Source organism: Halomonas sp. THAF12 (genome assembly GCF_009363675.1).
Lineage (GTDB): Bacteria > Pseudomonadota > Gammaproteobacteria > Pseudomonadales > Halomonadaceae > Halomonas > Halomonas smyrnensis.
The window spans coordinates 2,313,610-2,332,095 of record NZ_CP045399.1 but is presented as its reverse complement, the minus strand read 5'-3'; the positions used below and the strand labels follow the sequence as shown (position 1 = coordinate 2,332,095).

At 60.2% G+C, this 18,486-nt stretch carries 15 protein-coding genes; 12 read left to right on the top strand and 3 right to left on the bottom strand.

Annotated features, from left to right (window positions below):
- Nucleotides 1–58: 58 nt before the first annotated feature.
- Nucleotides 59–1,024, bottom strand: coding sequence for an integron integrase (locus FIU88_RS10695; RefSeq protein WP_152479220.1), 966 nt, complete (start codon nt 1,022–1,024; stop codon nt 59–61).
- Nucleotides 1,025–1,252: 228 nt separating this feature from the next.
- On the opposite strand from FIU88_RS10695, the gene FIU88_RS10690 reads away from it, so the two are divergent.
- From FIU88_RS10690 to FIU88_RS10670, 5 genes are all read left to right on the top strand, one after another.
- A complete protein-coding gene (locus tag FIU88_RS10690; protein WP_152479219.1) occupies nt 1,253–2,257 on the top strand; it encodes a serine protease in 1,005 nt (334 codons plus the stop codon).
- A gap of 88 nt (nt 2,258–2,345) precedes the next feature.
- Nucleotides 2,346–2,879, top strand: a complete 534-nt coding sequence (locus tag FIU88_RS10685; RefSeq protein ID WP_152479218.1) for a hypothetical protein — start codon at nt 2,346–2,348, stop codon at nt 2,877–2,879.
- A gap of 120 nt (nt 2,880–2,999) precedes the next feature.
- Nucleotides 3,000–3,872: a bacteriophage abortive infection AbiH family protein gene (locus tag FIU88_RS10680; RefSeq protein ID WP_152479217.1), complete on the top strand. Its 873-nt coding sequence runs from the start codon at nt 3,000–3,002 to the stop codon at nt 3,870–3,872.
- Between the two features lie 91 nt (nt 3,873–3,963).
- Nucleotides 3,964–5,331, top strand: coding sequence for a hypothetical protein (locus FIU88_RS10675; RefSeq protein WP_152479216.1), 1,368 nt, complete (start codon nt 3,964–3,966; stop codon nt 5,329–5,331).
- A 70-nt stretch (nt 5,332–5,401) separates the two neighbouring features.
- Entirely contained in the window at nt 5,402–5,758 is a 357-nt protein-coding gene (locus FIU88_RS10670; RefSeq protein ID WP_152479215.1) for a hypothetical protein, read from the top strand.
- Nucleotides 5,759–6,018: 260 nt separating this feature from the next.
- On the opposite strand, the gene FIU88_RS10665 is transcribed toward FIU88_RS10670, so the two are convergent.
- Complete coding sequence (locus FIU88_RS10665) at nt 6,019–7,080, bottom strand: GTP-binding protein (protein ID WP_152479214.1); 1,062 nt, start codon at nt 7,078–7,080, stop codon at nt 6,019–6,021.
- Between the two features lie 260 nt (nt 7,081–7,340).
- Between FIU88_RS10665 and FIU88_RS10660 the strand changes: the two genes are divergently transcribed.
- On the top strand, nt 7,341–9,551 hold the full coding sequence (locus tag FIU88_RS10660) for an OsmC domain/YcaO domain-containing protein (RefSeq protein ID WP_152479213.1): 2,211 nt from the start codon (nt 7,341–7,343) through the stop codon (nt 9,549–9,551).
- A 99-nt stretch (nt 9,552–9,650) separates the two neighbouring features.
- Here the strand turns inward: FIU88_RS10660 and FIU88_RS10655 are convergent, their stop codons facing one another.
- On the bottom strand, nt 9,651–10,550 hold the full coding sequence (locus tag FIU88_RS10655; RefSeq protein WP_016855353.1) for a LysR family transcriptional regulator: 900 nt from the start codon (nt 10,548–10,550) through the stop codon (nt 9,651–9,653).
- A gap of 100 nt (nt 10,551–10,650) precedes the next feature.
- On the opposite strand from FIU88_RS10655, the gene FIU88_RS10650 reads away from it, so the two are divergent.
- The 6 genes from FIU88_RS10650 to FIU88_RS10625 all read left to right on the top strand — a co-directional run bounded on the left by FIU88_RS10650 (nt 10,651) and on the right by FIU88_RS10625 (nt 18,399).
- Entirely contained in the window at nt 10,651–12,231 is a 1,581-nt protein-coding gene (locus FIU88_RS10650; RefSeq protein WP_152479212.1) for an NADH-quinone oxidoreductase subunit L, read from the top strand.
- Nucleotides 12,228–14,717, top strand: coding sequence for a YbcC family protein (locus FIU88_RS10645; protein ID WP_152479211.1), 2,490 nt, complete (start codon nt 12,228–12,230; stop codon nt 14,715–14,717). The genes FIU88_RS10650 and FIU88_RS10645 overlap by 4 nt, the downstream gene beginning before the upstream one ends.
- Nucleotides 14,718–15,108: 391 nt before the next feature.
- The gene (locus FIU88_RS10640; protein WP_152479210.1) at nt 15,109–15,978 is read left to right on the top strand and encodes a LysR family transcriptional regulator; all 870 of its coding nucleotides are present in this window, start codon (nt 15,109–15,111) and stop codon (nt 15,976–15,978) included.
- 134 nt (nt 15,979–16,112) lie between these two features.
- Entirely contained in the window at nt 16,113–16,763 is a 651-nt protein-coding gene (gene wrbA, locus FIU88_RS10635; RefSeq protein ID WP_152479209.1) for an NAD(P)H:quinone oxidoreductase, read from the top strand.
- Nucleotides 16,763–17,431: a DsbA family protein gene (locus FIU88_RS10630; RefSeq protein ID WP_152479208.1), complete on the top strand. Its 669-nt coding sequence runs from the start codon at nt 16,763–16,765 to the stop codon at nt 17,429–17,431. Before wrbA ends, FIU88_RS10630 begins: the two co-directional genes overlap by 1 nt.
- A 62-nt stretch (nt 17,432–17,493) precedes the next feature.
- Entirely contained in the window at nt 17,494–18,399 is a 906-nt protein-coding gene (locus tag FIU88_RS10625) for an EamA family transporter (RefSeq protein ID WP_152479207.1), read from the top strand.
- The last annotated feature ends 87 nt before the right edge of the window (nt 18,400–18,486 follow it).

The window sequence follows — 18,486 nt, the reverse complement described above, 5'->3', positions numbered from 1 at the left end:
CCGTCGCACCATGCAGGTTGGCTGGCGGTAGCGTGGCCGAGCATTCACGACGGCACCGCTAGTCCAGAGGGCTCCTTACACCCGCGAAGCCGCTTCCCAGCACATGAGTGTAGATCTGGGTGGTTTCGACGCTTTTGTGGCCCAGTAGCTCCTGAACCGTGCGTATGTCCGTGCCTCGGCTCAGTAACTGGGTAGCGAAGCTGTGTCGCAGGGTATGGCATGAACCCGGGCGCGGGAGATTCGCGGCACGCATCGCCTGTCTGACCGATTTCTGCACCGAGGAGGTATGGATATGGTGCAGTACCACTTTCCCGAAAGGGTCGAAGCAGGGTTTGCTGGAGGGAAATAGCCATTGCCACGCCAGCGACAGGCCGGCATTGGGATACTTACGATCCAGGGCATGGGGCAGGGTGACAGGAACCCGACCATATTCGAGGCGACGGTTCAGCAAGTTCTGGGCCTCTGTTATTCGCTGTTGTATCGGCACGATGCAACTGGGAGGCAGCAAAGTGGTTCGATCCTTGTCGCCCTTGCCGGATCTCACCGTCAGCACTTGTCGATTGAAGTCGATATCTCGCACGCGCAACCGACAGGCTTTCGTCACGCGCAGGCCTGCCCCGTACATCAGCGCGGCCATCAGGTGCATTGGGCTCGACAGCTGACACAATACTCGCATCACTTCTTCGTGTGACAGCACTACCGGAAGTCGGCGAGGACGCTTGGCGCGAGAGAATTCGCCGATATCGCCCAAGGGTTGTTCGAGGACATGGCGATAAAGAAATACCAGAGCATTCAGGGCCTGGTTCTGTGTGGCCGCTGCCACATGGCGCTCCACGGCCAGATGTTCCAGGAAGGCGTGCACCTCGGAGGCTCCCATGCTGGCCGGGTGCCGTATTCCATGAAAGCGGATGAAGAAACGGATCCAGTAGCAGTAGGTTTTCTCGGTCCGCAGGCTGTAACGTTTCACCCGCAGGGTGGCCTTTACGCGATCCATCAGCTTCGGCGGCTTGCTGTGCGTATCCATGGTAGTTCTCTCTTCCATGGATGTATATACAGTATATTGGTGCCGGCAAAACGCGCAAGCACGCGAATCCTGCATAGGAAGCCGAGCTTTTCTTAGCTTTATGTGTTATCAATGAGCTAGGTGTGAAATGGCAGGCTTGATAACAATGTTGAACGTGCCGGCACGTTCAACATTGTTATCGAGAAATCCACCTAATCACTGTTCTGCATATAAGGTCAAAATTCGGAAATGAGCGATCGAAAATCAAGATATGCCAAGCTTGCACCCCTTAACCTCAAGGAAAGTCTGGAGTTGGCTCTGTCGGCGATCAAATTTTTCCAGCCACTTTCTTATAGGGAAAACTGCAAAGTTATTGGAATTAACCCGGAAGAAGGGCGAATTGTTCCTTTCGATGGTTACGATTTTATTCGGTATCTTGAGATAACTGAAAAATTACCGGGTGCAGATCGTTACATTTACCTTATTCGAAGGCTTTTATCAGACCTTGAGAGAGCACAACTTTTAACTTTCCAAGGTTTAGGGAAAAACCCAATTAGCGGCCCCGCGTATTACTCCATGCACGAATTTACCAGTATTGAAAAGAAAGGCTTTTTGTGGCTTGCGCCCGCACTTGGTCCAGAGCTTGTATTGTTTGCCTATTCGGATATTACAGTTCAAATTACAGGGGTTACTCCGGAAGGTGATGTGCACGCTGGTACCGGCATAATCATATCGCCAAACCACATTCTGACTTGTGCACATGTTGCCAAAGGAATGAAAATAGATCGTTGTCAGAGTGTCGGCAACACAACATACAATGTTGCTGACGTCCTTAGCCATGAATCGAAGGATGTTGCAATAATTCAGTCTGACAATAAATTGCCAACGTTGCCGGGTATTGGGTTTAGAGATCCGTTAATATCAGAGGGGTTGTTTACCCTTGGTTATCCTCGTATTCCTTTGTCCACAGAGCCGTCCTTGGTCATGCAGCGGGGAGAGGTAACAAGTCCAAAAGTCACAATGTTTTCAGGAGATAAGGTTTTCCTCTATTCTGCGGTGGCACGGCCCGGCAATAGTGGTGGGCCGATCATTTCAGAGTCTGGTCATGTAGTCGGAATTGTGACTGAGTCTCTCGAAGAAAACACAACTCAGTCGGGTATGCCATTCCATGCGGGCATAAAGACGTCAGAACTCATCTCAGCAGTAGCCGAGCTTGACGCTGACATTGAATTGCCCATTGAGACCTATGAATAAAGCAGAACAAGGGGCTCAAGCCGACCGGTTTGCGCTGGCGCTCCAACCGGCGGCTTAGCCCTGGCGTTAAATTCACGAGTTCAAGGGAGTGAGCGTGCACAAATATGCTATCGATATCTCGGCGCTTTTAGTTGCAGTAATAGCTCTCGGTTTCTCTATTTGGCAGGGTCGGACTCAGATTGAGCACAATCATATAACTGTCGAGCCGAGAATTAATTCATACTTTTCCAATAATGGGAAAGAAGATAAATGGGGTATTTACCTCATAAATAATGGCATGGGAACTGCCTTTGTCTCCGAGCTTACAGTGTTAGTCGATGGGGTTGAAGTTCCTGATCATGAATGGGGGAAGTTTGTTTCTGCACTTCGAGTGTTAGAATTAAACGTACTATGCTTTACTGCCGGAGGGCCGAGAGAGAACGATTCCTTTCAGGTGGGCGAAGAGCAATTCCTAATAGAGGCCTCCGAAGAAACATCGCTCACTCCAAGAACCTGTCCAGCAGATCGACTCCGACTAATGGAATACCAAAAAGACAGACTGGACTACATCCTAAAGATTGAGTCTATCTATGGAGACGAGTTTATATACCGATACTCAAAAAATGAACAAGTCAAAATTTAACAATGCCAATCACGGCGACAGCTTTTCCGTTTCGGCTTCGCCTCCACTGCAAAGCTGCGCGTGTTGGCGGCGTTACATTTTATAAACGTCAAATAGATTCGAGTTTTCAAGGAATAGGAAGTGACAACTTTAGTAATTATCGGAAATGGCTTTGATATCCAAAATGGATTGCCAACTAGTTACCGAGATTTTCATGATCTGTACAGCAACGAGCTAGATAGTAGTTTGGAGTATTTCCCTAATTTCTATAACGATCAAGAGTGGTCTTACTTTGAAGAAAATCTAGCTGTTTTTGATGAAGATAATTTCAGAGAAAGCTCTGCGTGGGAGCCGAGCATGGATGAAATGGTTGAGTCACCCAAGTATGCATACGGGTTCAACGATGAAGTTGATCAAAAAGTTGGTGACTTAGTTGATAGTATCCATACATCATTTTACGCATGGGTTAAGTCAATAGATGTCAACAACGCTTCAAGGTTTATGCGGTTTCCAGAAGATTGTACGTTTATTAGCTTTAACTATACGCCCACACTTCAACGTGTATATCGAATTCCTGATGAAAATGTTCTGCATATTCATGGGAAAGTAGGTGGCCATATTATCTTTGGTCACGGTTCAGGAGATGGCAATAAAGAGCATTCTTTGCCATTTGATGAAGATGAACCTTGGTTCGATGATGCTCATCATTCATTGGCTTCGGTAACGGATAAGCTTTACAAGCCGGTAAGTGAAATACTAGATAATAATAGATCGACGCTGAAAAGTTACGGTGATGTTTCAAAAATTATTGTCATTGGCCACTCCATAAATGAAATTGATATTCCATACTTTAAACTTGTGCTTGATTCCTATCCTAGCGCCATATGGGAAAACTGGAACTATGGGGACGGAATTTCAGAATCCTATAAAAAACTTTTAAGCTTGGGAGTGGATGAAAGCAGGCTAAGTTCGGCATGTTCAAGCGAATTAAGCCTACTTTATCCATGGTCATGAAATGTAACAAGTGGCAGCAATACGCAGCCTATGGCTGCCGGACTCGCTTTGCTCGCCGTTGTGCCAAGCGTTATACAAATTGGAATGCAAGATGGATACTAAGATTTTCTCTTTAGAAACCCATAAAAGCAGTATCTACGACCGTAGAACAAAGAAATACTTCGATGAAGTTTATAGGAGCTACGCAAACCGCTGTTATCGGTCGGCCACAGTTATGCTATGGTCCGTAATAGTTTGCGACCTCATATTTAAGCTGCAAGAGCTAAGAGATTTGTACTCGGACATTGGGGCGCAGAAAATTTTGGAGGAAGTCGAAAAGCTGCAGAAAGCAGATCCCTATTCGCCGAAATGGGAGAGGGAGCTGGTGAAGATGATTTTTGAGAGAACTCAGCTTTTGGATACAGCGTCGAATCACAAAATCATAACCATACAGGATCATCGACACTTGTCGGCCCACCCGATCATAAGTGACGAGGATACGCTCTTTGAGCCTACGGAAGAAATGGTTAGAAGCGATATACGGAATAGTATCGAAGCTGTCCTTAGTAAACCCCCATTTCTCACTCAAAAAATCCTGAACACGATATTAGAGGATTTGGAAGAGATAAAGGACTCCCTGCCGGATGATTCGTCTTTAAGGAAGTATCTCCAGTCTAAATATCTCCGATCACTGAATAGAGAAACCACTATAAAATTGTTTCGAGGCCTCTGGAAGATAGTTTTTCGCTCAGATGATGAGAGGGCTGAAGCGAATCGAGAGATAAATTTTCGCGCTTTGAAAATAATTTTTGAGAAAGAAAGGCAGAATATCATTGAAGCTATATCTCAGGAGGCGAATTTTTATTCAAAAATAGCAAACAATGATGAAGCCATAAAATTTCTCATTGAATTTTTATCATTGGAAAAAGAAATTTACGATTCCCTCGAGGACTCTGCAAAAGAGCTTATAAAGCCAATATTAAAGGACAATTTGTCTTACTTTGGGATTGCTTTTTTTGTTTCGGAATCCCCTAAAGATCATGTTGTTAGCTTCTCTAGGTGGATCGAAGACAAATACTATAAAGAGTATGGAGATAATGGTAATTTCTTAAAAAAAGAACATCACCGAAAATTCAGGCAGGTATGTGAAGAGTTTGGCTTAGATTCTGAATTTCGCCAATTTGGAATTTCTTGCTTTATCTCGAGTGCTGACTTTGAGAGAGCTGATATCTATTTCGATAAATATATCGAGGAAAACCTGGAAAATTACACCAAAGATGAACTTAAAAAACTGTTGAGCGGCGCGAATCGCAACAATCAGTGTTACTGGCGAAATCGCTCTCGTTCGGGCAGTGATTCTGTGCGAATTCTGCAAGCCGCTAAAGCCCGACTCGGAGAGGGCTTCGATTTCAGTGAGTATAGAAATCTGCCAATAGACAGAATTGATGAAGCGATTGAGGAAGACCAGAGAGAAGTATAACAATTCGCGTCACTCGGACGCACTAGGGTGCGCCGGTGCGCTCTGGCGTTAAGTGGTAATAAGGATGTGAATGGTGGCGAAATATAAGCTGGTAATTTTTTTCGCTCTTTTTTTTCTCAAAGCGACATCAGTCTCTGCTGAGTTCGCCGTGGAGGACTATCATCAGTTCAAAGGCAATGCGCCTCAATTTGATGATTATCTGACTGGCCTTGGCCGAGGGGTATTTTGGTCAAATACAGTTCTAGAAGTGGAAGGGCGCGACAAAATATTCTGCATGCCAAGCGGGCTCTCCTTGGATCAAGGGATTATTCTATCCGTGATAGATCAGGAGGTTAGAAGTCCAGCAAATCGAGATAGCTGGGGAAATGACGCACCCATCGAGTTAATCGCGGTCCATGCTTTTAAAAATAAGTTTCCGTGCTCATAGGTTTCACTTAACAAGGCCGGGCACCGCGACCTCTACTCCATTGCGGCTTCGCCTCCATTCCGTAGCCGCGCAGAGGAAATGGGGTCTGTCCCCAATTTTCCGCGGCTACAAACCGGCACGTGTGCTGGGCGTTATCTGATCTCGATGCCGTGAAAGAGTTAGAAGGAAAATGGGGGCTGCCCCCGATTTTGGATTTCTACGCGCCAAGCTTTTAGTAACAGCCCCGCCACAAGGCGAGGCCAATATGATGCCTCCAGCGATCAGGCTTCGATCTGGCAGGCCAGCATGTCCTTTTCGATCTGTTCCCAGTCGAGCTCCGTCGGGCTGATGATTTCGATGCGGCTGTCGCGTCGGTATGCGACCTTGTCGAAGTCGTGCTCGTCCTGAACGCGGTTGTAGAACACCCAGGCGCTGCCGATGCGAATCACGCCCTTGATGCGATTGACGCCGACCAGGCCGTTCAGGATCTTCTCCAGCTCCCAGTAATCGAAGCAGTCGTCGCGGTGGAAGATCCAGCCGCAGCTATAGAGTCCGCTGCCGTGGCCGGTCTTGCGCACCGGATGCCCAGGCTCGGGCAAGGTGTCGTGGTGCTCGTGGTCGTGACCACGATCATGGTGATGATCGTGATCGTGATCGTGATCGTGATCGTGATCGTGATCGTGATCGTGATCGTGATCGTGAGCGTTCGGGAACTGCGCCTTGAGCTGGCCATTGCGCACCAGGTCCAGCAGGGCGGGGGCGATCTCGCCACGCGTGACACGGCCGATGTACTGCTTGGGCGGGAACATGTTGCCCAGGCTGGCTTCGGCGACCTCGATCTGCGCGGGCTCGGCCAGGTCGCACTTGTTGATCAGCACCACGTCGGAGAGGTTGAGCTGGTCGTGGAAGATGTCATTGTCGATCACGCCTTCTTCCTCGAGCCAGCGAGGGTCCAGCAGGCACACCGTCGCCCGCACGTCGAGTTGGTGCGCGAAGGCCGGGCCCATGAGGGTATCGATGATGCCCTCGGGGTGGCCGATGCCGGTGGGTTCGATGATCAGGCGATCGGGCGTCGAGCGCTTGAGCAGTTCCTGCAGGGTCTGGCTCAGCGAGGCGCCGAGCGAGCAACAGATGCAGCCACCGGCGAGCTCCTTCACATGCAGGCCATCCTGCTCGGGCATCATTTCCTGATCGATGCCGATCTGACCGAACTCATTGACCAGCACGGCCCAGGATTCGCCCTCGGGCTTGTTCGCCAGCAGCGCATTGATGGTGGTGGTCTTCCCGACACCCAGAAACCCGGTGATGATGTTGGTCGGGATGGCCTTGTTTGGCTGGTTCATAGTGACTCGTTCACGTGCTGAGGCGGGTGGTCGATCATGATCTGCCGATATTTTGCCCAAGACTCTATCTTCTCGGGTTTCATGCGAAAAGCAGATTCTGCTGAGGCCGGTGATGCACCGCACGCTCAGGGCCCCGAGTCGCCCTGGCCCCGTTCGCCGGGGCTTTTTTGACCACCCGCCCAAGACGAAGCCCGCCAAAAGCTGGATAATGGCCGGCTACGCGCTACGGCCGCCCCACACACGAATCCGGTGCTTTGTCAATGGAAATCAAGGTCAACTATCTCGACAACCTCCGGCTGGAGGCCAAGTTCGACGATTTCACCGTCATCTCCGACCAGCCGATCCGCTACAAGGGCGACGGCTCGGCCCCCGGTCCCTTCGACTACTTCCTGGCGTCGTCGGCCATGTGCGCGGCCTATTTCGTCAAGGTCTACTGCAACGCGCGTGATATTCCCACCGAGAATATCCGCCTGTCGCAGAACAACATCGTCGACCCGGAGAACCGCTACAAGCAGATCTTCAAGATCCAGGTCGAGCTGCCGGAGGACCTCTCCGATAAGGACCGCCAGGGCATCCTGCGCTCCATCGAGCGCTGCTCGGTCAAGCGGGTGGTACAGAACGTGCCCGAGTTCCAGATCGAGACGGTCGAGAACCTCGACGAGGACGCCCAGGCGCTGCTGATGGCCAAGCCGGAGGAGGGCGAGAGCACCTGGATCGAGGGCAAGGACCTGCCGCTGGAGCAGACCATCGCCAACATGACGGCGATCTTCGAGCGTCTCGGCATGAAGGTCGAGATCGCCTCCTGGCGCAACATCGTGCCCCACGTGTGGTCGCTGCACATCCGCGATGCCCACTCCAACATGTGCTTCACCAACGGCAAGGGTTCCACCAAGGAGAGCGCGCTGGCCTCGGCGCTGGGCGAGTTCATCGAGCGTTTGAGCTGCAACTTCTTCTACAACGACCAGTTCTTCGGCCTGGACCTCGCCAATCACGACTTCGTCCACTATCCGAACGAGAAGTGGTTCCAGCCGGGGCCGAACGACTCGCTGCCGGAGGGCATCCTCGACGACCACTGCCGGGCGATCTATGACCCGGAGGGCGAGCTGGCCGGCTCCAACCTGATCGACACCAACTCCGGCAACGCCGAGCGCGGCATCGTCTCGCTGCCCTACGTGCGCCAGTCGGACGGCGAGACGGTCTACTTCCCGTCGAACCTGGTCGAGAACCTGTTCCTCAGCAACGGCATGAGCGCCGGCAACACCCTGCCGGAGGCTCAGGTGCAGTGCCTGTCGGAGATCTTCGAGCGGGCGGTGAAGCGCCAGATCATCGAGGAGGAGATCACGCTGCCCGACGTGCCGCTGGAGGTGATGCAGAAGTACCCGCACATCCTCGAGGGCGTCGAGGCGCTGGAGGCCCAGGGCTTCCCGGTGCTGGTCAAGGACGCCTCCCTCGGCGGCCAGTTCCCGGTGATGTGCGTCACCCTGATGAACCCCAAGACCGGCGGCGTGTTCGCCTCCTTCGGCGCGCACCCGAGCTTCGAGGTGGCGCTGGAGCGCAGCCTGACCGAGCTGATGCAGGGCCGCAGCTTCGAGGGCCTGAACGACTTCATGCCGCCCACCTTCAACTCGCTGGCGGTCTCCGAGCCCAACAACTTCGTCGAGCACTTCATCGATTCCTCGGGCGTGGTGTCCTGGCGCTTCTTCAGCTCCAAGGCCGACGTCGAGTTCGTCGAGTGGGACTTCTCCGGCAGCGGCTCCAACAGTACGGAAGAGGAGGCCGCGGGCCTGTTCGGCATCCTCGAGGAGCTCGAGCTGGAGGCCTACCAGGCCGTGCACGAGGACCTGGGCGCGCCGGTGTGCCGCATCCTGGTGCCGGGCTACTCCGAGGTCTATCCGGTCGAGGACCTGGTGTGGGACAACACCAACAAGGCGCTGCTGTTCCGCGAGGACATCCTGCACCTGCACGACCTCGACGACGAGCAGCTGAGCGACCTGCTGGAGCGCCTGGAAGAGACCCAGATCGACGACCACGAGACCATCACCACCCTGATCGGCATCGAGTTCGACGAGAACACCGTCTGGGGCCAGCTGACCATCCTCGAGCTCAAGCTGATGGCCAACCTGGCGCTGGGCCAGTTCGAGGACGCGCTGGATCGGGTGCAGATGTTCCTGCAGTTCAACGACAACACCGTCGAGCGCGGGCTGTTCTACCAGGCCGTGAACGCGGTGCTGGAGATCGCCCTGGACGACGAGCTGGAGCTCGAGGACTTCCTCTACAACTTCAAGCGCATGTTCGGCGAAGCGACCATGGAGACCGTGGTCGGCGCGGTGAACGGCACGATCCGCTTCCCGGGCCTGGAGCCGGTCGGCATGCAGCTCGAGGGCCTGGAGCGTCACCAGCGCCTGATCGAGAGCTACAAGAAGCTGCACGCGCATCGCGCCGCCCTGGCCGCCGAGAAGGCCAGCGCCTGAGCCGCGCGTTGCGCTAGCCGGTAAAACCGCCTGACAAGGCAAAGCCCCGAACCGGGAGACCGGTTCGGGGCTTTTCGTTGGGGGCAAGGGGTCGCCGACCTAGGCCATGTCCTTCGGAGGCCGGGCCAGCAGCTCCGAGACGATGCCCGGCATGAACTCCCGGGGCAGGGTGATGGCATAGAAGTTCTCGTAGACGTTGGGCAGCTGCTCCACGCGGGTCAGACGCCCCTGCTGCAGCTCGTCCTTGACCACTACCTCGGGCATCACGCTCAGGGCCCCGCTGTCACGGGCCAGCAGGCGCAACATGGCCATGTCGTCGGCCTCGGCGAGGATCTTCGGCCGATACTGGTACAGGCTGCAGTGGCCATCGAAGGCGCGGCGAATCTCGTGATGCTCGCCGGGGAGCACCCAGCGCATGTCGTCGAAGCCCTCGGGGAAGGGGCGGCCGGGGAGCGAGTCGGGCGGGCCGATGATCGACAGCGGCTGCCGGGCCAGCAGCTGACTCTGCCAAGAGGCCTGCGGGGAATCGGATGGCGGCATCTGGGTATTGGTCAGCACCACGTCGAGTTCGTGGCGGGCCAGGCCATCGAGCAGGTTGGCCATGTCGCGGGCGTGCAGGCTGAAGTGGACGCGCTGGCCGCTCTGGTGGATCAGGGGGGCGATGAAGCTCTCGATGAAGTTGCGCGACATGGTGGAGAGCGTGCCGATGCGCAGGCGCTGATACTCGGGCTCGATGCCGCGGCCGATCAGCGACTCCAGCTCCTCGCCCTTGGTGAAGATCACCTCGGCATAGTTGAACACCCGTCGTCCTGCCTCGGTCAGCACCAGGGCGCGATGGCGTCGCTCGAAGAGCGGCTTGCCCATTCTGTCTTCCAGCTTGCGGATCTGTGCCGAGAGGGCGCTCTGCGACAGGTGCAGCGTTTCCGCCACCCGCGTGAGCTTGCCCTCGCGGGCCACGCGCCAGAAGTAGTAGAGGTGATGGTAGTTGAGTCGGCTCATTGGGTTCTTTTTTATAGAACAATAGGTCAATAAATATCTATTTTAATTAAAAAGCGGCTCGCCGGATACTGCACGCTCCATGGACCACCGGAGGCCTTCCATGCACGGACATGCGCTGTTCTTCACCTTCCTGCTTACTCTGGTGCCGGTCATTCTGGCGCTGGGGGCAGTGACGAGCGCACGCGCCCCCCGCGAGCGTGCCTGGCGCACCGGCCGGATCACGACCACCAGCGGCCTGCTGCTGTCGGCCTCGGCGCTGGTGCTGGGGCTGGTATCGGGCCTTCCGGCGGTGGTCGGCTGGTGGCATAGCGGCGTGCTGCAGCTGGTCATGCTGCTGCTGGCCAACTTCATCGCCTTCGTGGTGGTGCGTTACAGCGCCACCTACCTGCAGGGCGAGCCGCGCCAGCGGCGCTTCGTCGCCCTCGTTCAGGCGGTGTTTGCCGCGGTGAGCGTGGCGGTGCTCGGCGATCATCTCCTCGCGTTCCTGTTGGCCTGGCTGGGCATCAGCCTGGCGATGCATCAGCTGCTGATGTTCTATCCCGATCGCCCCCGTGCGGCGCTGGCGGTCCACAAGAAGTTTCTCTTCGCTCGCGCCGCCGAGCTCTGTGCCATGGTGGCCTTCCTGCTGCTCTACCTGCACCACGACAGCGCCCGGATCAGCGTCATCGTGAGCGACTATGCCTCCGCCGACGGCGTCCTGACCCTGACGGAACAGGCGGCGGCCTGTCTGCTCGCGATGGCGGCGCTGATCAAGTGCGCCCAGCTCCCGCTGCACGGTTGGTTGATCCAGGTGGTCGAGGCGCCCACGCCGGTGTCGGCCACCCTGCACGGCGGCGTGATCAACCTCGGCGGTTACCTGCTGCTGCTGTTTTCGCCGCTGCTGATGCGCTCGGCTCCGGCCCAGGCGCTGGTCCTGGCGGTGGCGGGCATCGGCAGCGTGCTGGCGGCGCTGGTCATGATGACCCGCGTCAGCATCAAGGTGCGCCTGGCCTGGTCCACCAGCGCCCAGATGGGCCTGATGCTGGTCGAGATCGCCCTGGGGCTGACGGAGCTGGCGATGCTGCACCTGCTGGCGCACTCCTGTTACAAGGCCTACGCCTTCCTGAGTTCGGGCGAGGCGGTCGAGCAGGATCTGCTGCGCCGCCGGGCCCCCGGACGCAGTCCCACGCCGCGCCAGTGGCTCTTGGCTGGCCTGGTCAGCGTGTCGCTGGTGGCCGCGGTGGTGGCGCTGGCACGCAGCCTGACCGAGGCGGCGGCCTTCGACGCCAACAGCCCCTGGGTGCTGCTTGCCCTCGCCCTGACCGTGCTGCTGGCCGAGCGCAACAGCGAGCGCGCCGCGGGCTCCGTCGTCGGCTTTGTCGGCCTGGCCGCGCTGGTGGTGCTCGCCTACGTCGGACTCAAGACGCTGTTCGCCGCCTTTCTGCCCGACACCGGTCACCGCGTCTCGCTCTGGGGCGACCTGTGGGTGAGTGCGTTGTTCGTGCTGCTCTTCGCGGGCTACTGGCTGCAGCGCCATGGGCTTCACTATCCGGCATCTCAGACCCTCAACCGCTACTGCTATGCCGGCTTTTACCTGGACGAGTGGGTCACCCGGAATACCCTCAGGCTCTGGCCCCACGACCTGCCCGGCCGGATCAGGGCCAAGCAGCTGCACACCGTCTTTCGCGGGAGTTCCCAATGACGAGTCTCGAACATGCTAGTGCCGTGCGCCCGGCCGGCGCGAACGACGTCGCGCCGCTGACCGCTGACCAGGACGCGGCGCTGGACCGCGCCTGCGCACGCATCGCCCCGAACTGGCCGCTGGATCGTCTGATTGCGGTGAGCCCCTACTGGACCCAGCGCGGCGAGGATGCCACGACCGTGTCGGCGCGGCTCTCGGCGCTGGGCAACGTCCAGTGCCTGATGCCGCCGAGCCATTACCTGGACGCCTGGCAACGCGGCGAGATCACGTCGGAACACCTGGAAGAAGCGGCCGAGCGGCTCGATTACCAGGGCGGCTACCGCGACCTGCTGGATGTCGTCGAGGAACTCGGCCGGCTGCCCCACTGGCACAACATCAGCGACCTGATCGATGCCCGCCGCGACCGCCAGCACAAGATGGCCTGGCGCGACGAGATCACCCAGCAGATCAGCCAGTTCTGCGCCGCCTACTTCCAGGAGGATGGGCCGCTCAACGCCGAGCGACTGCAGGCGCCCCGCGGCATGCGGCTCTATCAGCACTGGCGGGAGATGACCCTGAAGGATCGCGGCATCGCCATCCTGATGGGCGAGCCGACGCTACTGCGCTACTTCAAGACCCTGCCGGACACCGAGGACGGGCTCTTCCAGGCCGCCGTCGCCGAGCTGGAGGTGGATACAGAGCGTCTCGAGAGCTATGCCCAGGCCCTGCTGCTCGACATCAACGGCTGGGCCGCCTGGGTGGCCTACCAGGACTGGCAGCAGGCGCTGGCCACGCCGCAGGAAGAGAGCGAGCGCGTGGGGCCCGCGTCGGACATGCGCAGCCTGCTGGCGATGCGTCTGGCGTGGGAGCTGGCGCTGTGGCGTTACATCCGGGCGGAGTATCCCGACCAGGGCGACCATCTGACTCGCCAGTGGCACGCCGAGCTGGAGGAGATGCCGCAGCGGGTCGAACGCCATCGGCGCGCCCAGCGGCCCCTGTGGGTGTGGCAGCTCGCCGGCGAGCTGGCCTACCAGCAGCCGCTGCACCGTGCCCTGGGCGAGGCGGTGCGTGCCTCGGCCTCGTCGCCCGAGGAACCTCGCCTGCAGGCGGTGTTCTGCATCGACGTGCGCTCCGAGCCGCTGCGCCGTGCGCTGGAAAGCCAGAGCCCGTCTATCCAGACCCTGGGCTTCGCCGGCTTCTTCGGCCTGCCCCTGGAACACCAGCAGGATGGCACCGCGCTGGCCCAGCCCCATCTGCCGGGCCTGCTGGCGCCGCGGGTGACCCTCAGGAGCGGTTCCTGCGAGGGTGAGGCTCGTTCGGCGAAGCAGCTCAACTGGAAGGCGCGCCTGCAGGAGTGGAGCCGCACGGCGAGTGCCAGCTTCACCGCGGTGGAAACGGGCGGCCTGCTCTATGCCGGCAAGCTGCTGCGCCGCTCGCTCGAGGCCAAGGCCAAGCGCGCGCCGCTCGCCATGGACGAGCTCGGCTGGCACTGGCGCGACAGCGGCGAGGCGTTGACCCTGGCCGACAAGGCGACGCTCGCAAGGACCGTGCTGGGGGCCATGGGGCTCGCCGAGCACCTCGCACCCCGGGTGCTGCTGGTGGGGCACGGCAGTCACAGCAGCAACAATCCGCATGCCGCGGGGCTCGAGTGCGGGGCCTGCGGCGGGCAGTCCGGGGAGGTCTCGGTGAGGGCCCTGGCGAGGCTGCTCAACGATCCCGCGCTGCGCGAGGCGCTGGCCGAGAGCGGCCTCGTGATCCCGGAAACGACCCGCTTCGTGCCGGCGCTGCACCACACCATCACCGATCGCATCGAGCTGCCGGAGGGGGAGACGGATGCCTTCGCGCTGAGCGAGGAGGAGCGTGCCTGGCTCGAGCGGGCCGGCGCCCAGGCCCGGCGCGAGCGTGCCGCCAGTCTCGGCCTGTCGGCCGACGCACCGGAGCTGGAGAAGACCCTCGATCGCCGCGGCGCCGACTGGTCGCAGACGCGTCCGGAGTGGGGCCTGGCCAACAACGCCAGCTTCATCGCCGCGCCGCGGCGGCTTATCGCGCCGCTCGACCTCGACGGGCGCAGCTTCCTGCACGACTACGACTGGCGATCGGACACCGACTCCTCGCGGTTGGAACTGATCATGACCGCGCCCATGGTGGTCGCCCACTGGATCAACATGCAGTACAACGCCTCCGTCACCGACAATAGCAAGTTCGGCAGTGGCAACAAGGTACTGCACAACGTGGTCGGTGGGCACATCGGTGTCTTCGAGGGCAACGGCGGCGACCTGCGCATCGGCCTGCCGCTGCAGTCGGTGCACGACGGCGAGCGCTGGCGTCACGAGCCCCTGCGCCTGAGCGCCTATCTCGCGGCGCCCACCGAGGCAATCGAGGCCATCATCGCGCGCCACGAGAGCCTGCAGTCGCTGGTGGGCAACGGCTGGCTGCACCTCTTCGCCCTCGATGACGAGAGCGGCGAGATCCTGGCATACCGACAGGGGGAGTGGCGCCGGCCCTAGGCTGTTGCGAAAGGTCGGCGAGCGCAGACGGTTTCCGCACAGAGCCCGGCGGGCTCGCGCGCCGAAGCGCCACTAAAGCCCCGAGCCGGTCAACCGGCTCGGGGCTTCTGCGTTCTGGCGCGGCCTCGTCGCGAGCCTACCGAGAGGCCAGCGCCACGCCCGCCTTGGAGCGGTTGGGCCGGTCGATGGCGCGTAGCCCGGCGCCGCGCAGCGGCGGCATCCGACCCTCAAGCTCAAGTAGTAACCGCCTGCTCCCTGTGAACAGCGGCGGGCATGAGGCATGATCCGGTGACCACAGGATCTCCCCGCTGGCCGTCTCTGTCCGCAGAGGCAGATCGTGCCTATTTTCCCGCAGCATTTACGGAGTCACACCTTGGACAGATTGGCGGTCATGAGGGCCTTTTGCCGCATCGTGGAACGTGGCAGCTTCGCCAGGGCGGCGGAGGATCTCGGCATTTCTCCCGGGCTCTTGAGCCGCGACACCAAGCGCCTGGAACGGCACCTGGGCTGCACGCTGCTCACCCGCACCACCCGCCGAATGTCCCTGACCGAGCAGGGTCGCCTCTACTACGAGGAGAGTCGTCGCCTGCTGGAGGAGGTCGAACAGGTCGAGGAAAGGGTGCGAGAGCATACCGATCGCGTGCGGGGACGGCTGCGCATCAATGCGCCTCAGTCCTTCGGCCTGATGGTGCTGTCGCCGCTGCTGCCCGGCTTCATGGAGCGCTACCCGGAGGTCGAGGTGTCGCTGGCCCTCGAGGATCGCGTGATCGACATGGTCGAGGGCGGCTTCGATCTGTCGATCCGGGTACGCGCCATCCTGCCGGACTCGAGCCTGATCGCACGCCGCATCGCGCCGGTGCACCAGCGGCTGTTCGCCAGCCCGGCCTACCTGGCGGCCCACGGGACTCCGCAGATACCGGAGGAGCTCGCCGACCACGAGGCGGTGAGCTACCTGTTGGCGGACGATGCCCACCACTGGCCGCTGCGAGGGCCCGAGGGCGCGGTAAGGGTGCCTTGCTCCGCGCGCCTGGAGGTCGGGAGCAGCCTGATGCTGCGGGATATGCTGATCGCCGGCCAGGGCATCGGCGCCCTGCCGGACTTCATCTCCGATCCGGCCGAGGCGGCCGGCCAGCTGGTGCGCGTGCTGCCCGCCTTCGAGCTCCCGACCCGACAGGTCTATGCCGTCACCGCCTCGCGTCTGGGCACCGACGCCAAGACCCTGGCCTTCCTCGACCATCTCAAGGAACGGCTAGGGAGCTGATCTCTTACGCCGCCCCTGACTCCCTGATATTCTTTATTTTGAGTAAAGAATGTCGTTCCTTTTTGCCGCTTATTCTCCTTCTCATGCTGCCTCATGCTCTGTTTCGTTACCCATGCGAAATAGAGAGGCTCACCATGACCCGCGTTCTCGTTCTCTACTACTCCAGCTACGGCCATATCCGCTCCCTCGCCGAGGCAGAAGCCGAAGGCGCGCGCAGCCTTCCCGGGGTACAGGCCGACCTCCGCCGTGTCCCCGAGACGGTATCGGCGGCGGTGCGCCAGGCGGCAGGCCAGATCGTCGACGACACCCCGGAGGCCCGGGTCGAAGACCTGCCCGATTACGACGCCATCATCCTTGGCACGCCGACGCGCTTCGGCAACATGGCCGCGCAGATGAAGCAGTTCATCGATCAGGCCGGCGGGCTCTGGGCCCGCAATGCCCTGGTCGGCAAGGTGGGCGCCGTCTTCACCTCCACCGGCTCGCAGCACGGCGGCCATGAGGCGGCGGTGCTCTCCACCCAGGTGCCCCTGCTGCATTTCGGCATGCTGATCGCCGGGCTGCCCTACACCTTCGCGGGCCAGACGCGGCACGACGAGATCGTCGGCGGCTCGCCCTATGGCGCCGGTACCGTGGCCGGCGGGGACGGCTCGCGCCAGCCCAGCGAGACGGAGCTGGCCGGGGCCCGCTTCCAGGGACGCCACGTGGCCGAGATCGCCGCACGCCTGGTCGCCAGCCGGGACATCTCGACCTTCACCTCTCAGTCCACCGAGGAGGTAAACGCCTGATGACCCTCTCGCCCACTCCCTCACTCACCCTCGACTTCTTCCACGATGTCGTCTGCGGCTGGTGCTTCAACCTGTCGCCGCGGCTGCATCGGCTGGCCGAGGAGTTCGAGCTTAATATCCGCCACCGTACCTTCGTCCTGCAGGACAGCCCGGCGCGCATGGTGGAGGTGTTCGGCTCCATGGGCCAGGCCAAGGCGACGATCCTCGACCACTGGGCGGCCTGCCGGGAAGCCAGTGAGGCACCAGAGCGCTTCAACATCGAGGGCATGCGTCGGGCTCCCTTTGACTATCCCCATGGCTTGCCCGGGGCGCTGGCCTGCCAGGCCGCGCAGTACCTGGCCGGCCAGGCGGGCCACTGGCAGATGTTCGATGCCATCCAGGTCGCCCACCTCAGCGAGGCCCGAAACGTCGCGGACCCCAGGGTGCTCAGGTCCATCGCCCGGGAAGCGGGGTTCGGTACCCATGCCTTCACGCGGCTGATGGAAGACCCGGCAACGCTCGAGGCCGTCCAGGCCGATCAGCGCCTGGCCCGGCAACTGCGGGTCAGCGTGGTGCCCACGGTGATCGTGCGCGAGACGGGACAACGGCTGGTCAATGGCTCGCTGGAGAGCCTGCGCGCGCAGCTACTCGACAACCTGCGGCTCGTTTCCTCCGGGCTCACCTCCTGATCTCCTGCACCGGGCTGACCTTCCCCTGGAGCCCGGCGCCCTAGCCGATGCGAGGCATCGCCATGAACCGCTTGACCGACCTTTTGCTCACTGCCCTGGCGCCCGCCGTCTGGGGCAGCACCTATATCGTCACCAGCGAGCTCTTGCCCCAGGGCTATCCGATCACCCTGGCCGTGCTTCGCGCCCTGCCTGCCGGCCTGCTGCTGCTGTTGCTGGTCCGCCGGCTGCCAGGGAGGGAGTGGTGGGGGAGGGTGCTGCTGCTCGGCGCCTTCAACTTCGCGATCTTCTGGACCCTGCTGTTCCTGGCGGCCTATCGGCTACCGGGTGGCGTCGCGGCCACCCTGGGCTCGCTGCAGGCACTGTGCGTGTTGATCCTGGCGCGCGGTCTGCTGGGCACGCCGATCATGACGCTGTCGGTCATGGCGGCGATGGCCGGTGTCGGCGGGGTCGCCCTGCTGGTGCTCAGCCCGGCCGCCGAGCTGGACACGCTCGGCGTGGCGGCAGGTCTCGGCGGTGCCCTATCGATGGCGGCCGGCACGGTGCTCAGCCGCAAGTGGCAGCCACCGGTCTCGCCGCTGACCTTCACCGCCTGGCAGCTGACGGCGGGCGGCCTGCTGCTGGCGCCGCTGGCCTGGCTCGGCGAACCCGCGCTGCCCCCGCTGACAACGACCCATCTCGTGGGCCTTGGCTACCTCGGGTTGATCGGTGCCGCCCTGACCTATTTCCTGTGGTTTCGCGGTGTCGCCCGCATCGAGACGGCGGCGGTCTCGATGCTCGGGATGATGAGCCCGTTGACCGCGGTGGCACTCGGGTGGATGCTGCTGGACCAGAGGCTGAGCCCGCTGCAGGCCGTCGGTGCGGTGATCGTGCTCGCTTCGGTATGGCTCGGGCAGTGGGCGGCGCGCCGTGTCCCGAGACCCGCCACGGTGCCCGGCGCACCTCCTCGGGCCGCATCATGGCCGCGGTGATGGACGCGGTATGATGGGCCTCCAGCGATCTGGCCGACGGCACCGGCGTCCACGGCGAGAAAGCCGCCTTGACCGTCCTGGAAGCAT